General features: G+C 24.2%; 3 protein-coding genes and 1 pseudogene. All 4 read right to left on the bottom strand.

The features are described 5' to 3' along the window. Window positions 1-247 (bottom strand): 2,3-bisphosphoglycerate-dependent phosphoglycerate mutase (locus LDP10_RS02625; protein ID WP_265197197.1); only part of this gene is annotated, 247 nt, incomplete at its 3' end. A 981-nt stretch (window positions 248-1,228) separates the two neighbouring features. After that, window positions 1,229-2,455, bottom strand: a complete 1,227-nt coding sequence (odhB, locus tag LDP10_RS02630) for a 2-oxoglutarate dehydrogenase complex dihydrolipoyllysine-residue succinyltransferase (RefSeq protein WP_265197199.1) — start codon at window positions 2,453-2,455, stop codon at window positions 1,229-1,231. 6 nt (window positions 2,456-2,461) lie between these two features. Next, window positions 2,462-5,233 carry a 2-oxoglutarate dehydrogenase E1 component gene (locus LDP10_RS02635; RefSeq protein WP_265197200.1) on the bottom strand — a complete coding sequence of 924 codons (2,772 nt, stop codon included), beginning with the start codon at window positions 5,231-5,233 and terminating at the stop codon, window positions 2,462-2,464. Between the two features lie 113 nt (window positions 5,234-5,346). Continuing rightward, window positions 5,347-5,480, bottom strand: a pseudogene (locus tag LDP10_RS02640) (Nif3-like dinuclear metal center hexameric protein); the annotation flags it as partial.

Consider the following 5,480-nt stretch of genomic DNA (forward strand, 5'->3'; position numbering starts at 1 on the left):
TGTTAATTGGAATCCAAGACTGATTAAGATCTTTAAGAATTAGCCACAAAGTATGAATAGCTCTTTTTAACATTGAAGTATATGCTATATCGAAAGTAAATTCTTTTGAATTTAATAATTTTGCGGCGTTTTTAGCTTCTTTTATACCTTTAAATGATAAATCTATGTCTTCCCAACCAGTAAATTTATTAAGTTTGTTCCATTTACTTTCACCATGTCTGATTAAAATTAATTTAGTGAATGCCATAATTTTCCTTTTACATTATGCTATTTTATAAAATAAAAAGATATTATTACATAATAATCGAATATTTCCCATTGTTAAAATAGCAAATATTTTTTATTTAAACACTAGTTATTAATATTTTATTAATTATATACATAAGAATTAATATTTTATAGGATAAAAATGGATATAAAACATATACATTTATATATATTAACTAGTGTTTAAATATTTATATACTATTTTATTTTTAATTTATTAAAAAAAATAATATACATCATCAATATGAACGTAAAAATTTCTGAATAATGTTAAAAAATATATATTATCGTTTTTTTATTGGCAAATAAATTGAAATAATCCCTTATATAAAATTTCTTCGACAGGTTTTAAAAATGAAATTAAAAAGAACAATTAATATATTAATACTTATATTTTCTCTTATGACTATTTTTCATGCAGTCATTTCAGCAATCATAATGAAATATTAAAAATAAAGGGATTATAGATATACATTTAAAAAAATGAAAGAAATTCGATAAAAATTTCTAATATGAAATTAATATTACAAAATTTATATAAGAATAATATTATTTATTTTGATTCTAATAAATCCTGTATTAATCCAATATTTTTATTAATATCTTAATATTGTTGCTAATTTTTTATGTAATAAAATAAAAAATAATATATATATAAAATGACATGCGGATAAAAACGATTTTTGTAAATATAATTTTTTATTAGCATAAAAAAGAGTTAAAGAAATAAGATCATATCTTATTAAAAAAGGTGTACTAGAGAAACAAATTTCTTTTGTTTTTTACGGTAAAGATAAATCGGTCATTGACTGTAATATAGAATCATGTTATATGAATAACAGATGAGTAGAAATAATTTTTTATTAAATAATTTTATTAAAATTATATAACTTGGTGCTAAGATTGATCATAGCACCACAAATTTTTACATTTCATCTTTTAATTTGTTAGATTTAATAAATTATATATGTAGTATAATTCTATTAAAATCTTCTAATATTTTTTTTATATTTACAAGAAAACCAACAGCTTCTTTGCCATCTATAATTCTATGGTCATAAGAAAGAGCTATGTACATCATAGGACGTATGCAAATTTTATTATCTAAAACTACCGGACGATTTTTAATGTTATGTAACGCTAAAATAGCAGATTGAGGAGGATTAATAATTGGTGTAGAAAATAGTGAACCAAATATACCTCCATTTGTAATAGTGAAATTACCTCCTGTTAAATCTTCAATGCTTAATTTTGATTCATTCGCTTGTATTGCAAATTTTTTAATTTTTTTTTCAATTTCAGACATGCTCATTAAATTTGCGTCTTTTAATATAGGTGTAACTAAACCTTTTGAAGTAGAAACAGCGATACTTATATCATAGTAATGATATTGAATAATCTCATCTTTATCGATCATTGCATTGATTTCTGGAAAACGTTTTAATCCTTCTATTACTGCTTTAACATAAAAAGACATAAAACCCAGTTTTACTCCATATTTTTCTTTAAATTCTTCTCCGTATTTTTCTCTTAATTTAATTATTGGTTTCATATTCACTTCGTTAAAAGTGGTTAATATAGCTGTATTTTGTTTTACACTTAATAATCTTTTTGCAATACATTTTCGCACGTTACTCATTTTAATTTTAGTGCTAGTTCTTTCATATATATGGTTCAATTTTTTTTCTACATTATATTTTATTTGATTATTTTCATTATTTTTGTTTTTGTTATTCATATATATTTCAATGTCTTGAGGAGTAATTCTATTATTTACACCTGTTCCTTGGAATTTAAAATCTTTAATGTTATGACAAGAAACTAAACGCCTTACTTTTGGACTTAAAGTATCATTTATTTTTATATTTAATTCTTTATTATCGTTTAATTCTTTTTTTTCTGATATATTATTTTTTATTTTATCCAGAGATTTTTTTATTACATTTTTAACATGTTTTATTTTACCTAATATTTGTTGAGATCTTACTATGGATCCTTGTGCTTCAAAGATAGTATGTAAGATACCAGAAGAGATAGCAGGTACTTCTAAAATAATTTTATCAGTTTCTATTTCCACTAATATTTCATCTATTTCTATAATATCTCCTATATTTTTATGCCATTTTACGACTTGAGCGGTATTAACTGATTCAGGTAAATGGGGCACGAGAATATCAAAACTGTTCATATATCACTATCCTTTAATCAAATATGTATTTAATGCATCGTTGACAATTTCTTTTTGCTGTTTTTGATGGATAAAAAAATTTCCTACAGCTGGAGAAGAGGATGCTGGCCGTCCTATATATTTTAAAGATGAATTAATTGGTAACATTTTTTGTAAATGATGTTGAATATAATTCCATGCTCCTTGATTACAAGGTTCTTCTTGACACCATGCGAAATTTAATACATTAGTATAAGACAGCATAATTTTTGAAAATGATATTTTAGGAAAAGGATACAATTTTTCGATACGAATGATAGCTGTGTCATTTTGTTTATTAATACGACGTTGTTGTAACAAATCATAATATATTTTCCCTGAACAAAAAATAACTTGTTTTAAGAACTTTACTGGAATAGAGTCTATTTCATCTATGATTTCTAAAAAGTTTTTATGTTGTAATTCTGTAAAGTCAGAAAAAGATAAAGGATGTCGTAAAAGTGATTTTGGAGACATAATAATAAGTGGTTTTATTATATGTTGTAAAACTTGACAACGTAACATATGGTAAATTTGGGCAGAAGTACTTGGTATGCATATTGCTATATTGTCTTCAGCAGCAAGTTGTAGATAACGTTCTAATCTGGCAGAGGAATGTTCAGGACCTTGTCCTTCATAACCGTGAGGTAATAACATTACTAATCCACATTTATATCCCCATTTTTGTTCACCAGAACTGATAAATTGATCTATTACGACTTGTGCCACATTAGCAAAGTCACCAAATTGTGCTTCCCAAACAGTTAAAATATTATTATTTGTGATAGAATAACCGTACTCAAAAGCTAAAACAGATTCTTCTGATAAAACGGAATCCCAAATATAAAATTTTCCTTTTTTATCTTTAATATTATTAATAGGTATATAAATTGAACCATCACTTTGATTATGTATGACGGAATGACGATGGAAAAATGTACCACGACCAATATCTTCACCAGATAAACGGCAAGAAATACCTTGACTTACTAAAGATGCATATGCTAAATTTTCAGCTGTTCCCCAATCTATTTTTTTTCTTCCATGAATCATTTCAAGTCTATCTTGATATATTTTTTTTACTTTTGGATGTATATCTATTTCATAAGGTATGGTATTTATAGAAATAGCAATATTTTTTAATTCCTTAAAATTTATTTTTTTTATTTCAATATTTTTTTTTATTTTATATTGTATGTTTTCATTAGTATTTTTTATTTTATTTCGTATAAAAAAAGAATATTCTTCTTCTAATTTACATTTATTTTCATATTTAATTTCATCATAATAATTTTTATTGATGATATCTTTCAATATTAAATAATTTTGATATATTTTTTGTACTGTAGGATGTTTATTAATTTTTTCATACATTACGGGTTGAGTGACATTAGGATCATCCGCTTCATTATGCCCTCTTCTTCTATAACAAACTAAATCTATAAAAATATCTCGTTTAAAATTAAAACGAAAATCTAATGCCATCCGTGTTACAAATAGCGCGGCTTCTGGATCATCGGCGTTAACATGAAATATTGGACAATTGGTCATTTTTGCGATATCAGTACAATAATCGCTAGATCTAAGATTTTTTTTATCTGAAGTAGTAAAACCAATTTGATTATTAATGACTAAATGAATAGATCCTCCAACGTTATAACCTTGAGTTTGAGACATATTTAGTGTTTCTTGAACTATTCCTTGTCCTGAAATAGAAGCATCTCCGTGAATGACAACAGATAATATCTTATTAGTATCGTAATTATGTAACATATCTATATGAGCTCGGGAACAACCCATTACAACTGGATTAATTATTTCTAAATGAGAAGGATTACATTTTAAAATCAAATTTATAAATTTATCATTGTATTTTATTTTTGAATGGTATCCTAAATGATATTTTACATCTCCACTTTTGAACTGATCTTGATAAGAATTAGAAAATTCGTTAAATAAATACCTTTCTTTTTTCCCAAAAACATTAATTAATACATTTAATCTTCCTCTATGCGCCATTCCAAGTAGTATGTCGGATACTTGTAAAGATCCTGAATAATTGATAATTTCATGTAACATAGGAATTAATGTTTCAGAACCTTCTAGAGAAAATCTTTTGGCACCTGGAAATTTTTTAGAAAGAAATATTTCTAACTCTTCTGCACAGATCAATGTTTTTAGTATTTTTTTTCTTTCTTCTTTATTTAAAAAATTTTCTTTTACAAAACATTCTATGTAATTTTGAATCCATATTTTTTCTTCATTATTTTCAATATGCATGTATTCAAAACCTATCGAATTACAATAGATTTCTTTTAAATTTTGATATAGATAGGTGTTAGAACTTAGTTGGTTGTTATTGTTAAAAAAAATTATATTGTTATTAATAAGTAAATCTGTTTCTAATAAATTATAATAATTTAAATTTAAATTAGGTATGTTTTTTTTTTGATATAGATTTAAAGGATCTAAATGAGCATTTTTATGCCCATCTTTACGAAAAGCATCAATTAATTGCGATATTTTATATTTTTTCAGAAAAGTGGTATCTAGATCTGTTGTATTAATACCATGTTTTTTTTTAGATTTTTGTTCTTTTTTTAATTTTTTGTTATATATTTTAGAAAAAAATATTCTCCATTCTTTTTCAACAGAATTAGGATTGATTAAAAATGTATCATATAAACTTTGAATATAAGTTTGATTGTCTCCAGATAAATAAGAAGAGTTTAGCCAAGATATTAATTTAGTATCTTTCATAATATTCTCTTAAACTTTCGTTTTTTATAAAAATTTTTTGTTTGAATTATAAAAACATAATAAAATTATTTTTATGTTGGGAAATATATTTTCAATGATGTAACTTTTGACAATTAAATAGGATTATTGGTATCAATAAATGTTATGTCAAGATTATAGTTATCGGTTAACCAATTACCCAGTGCTATAATTCCATCTCTTTCACTAGCATGATGGCCTATTGAAAAAAAATGCAGAGAATTTTCTC

This window comes from Buchnera aphidicola (Pemphigus obesinymphae), from assembly GCF_026122815.1.
In the GTDB taxonomy this organism is placed as follows: domain Bacteria; phylum Pseudomonadota; class Gammaproteobacteria; order Enterobacterales; family Enterobacteriaceae; genus Buchnera_C; species Buchnera_C aphidicola_BJ.

Bases quoted from the DNA above. Each gene is read 5' to 3' on its own strand.
- odhB (WP_265197199.1), bottom strand. From the start codon at position 2,455: ATGAACAGTTTTGATATTCTCGTGCCCCATTTACCTGAATCAGTTAAT.
- LDP10_RS02635 (WP_265197200.1), bottom strand. From the start codon at position 5,233: ATGAAAGATACTAAATTAATATCTTGGCTAAACTCTTCTTATTTATCT.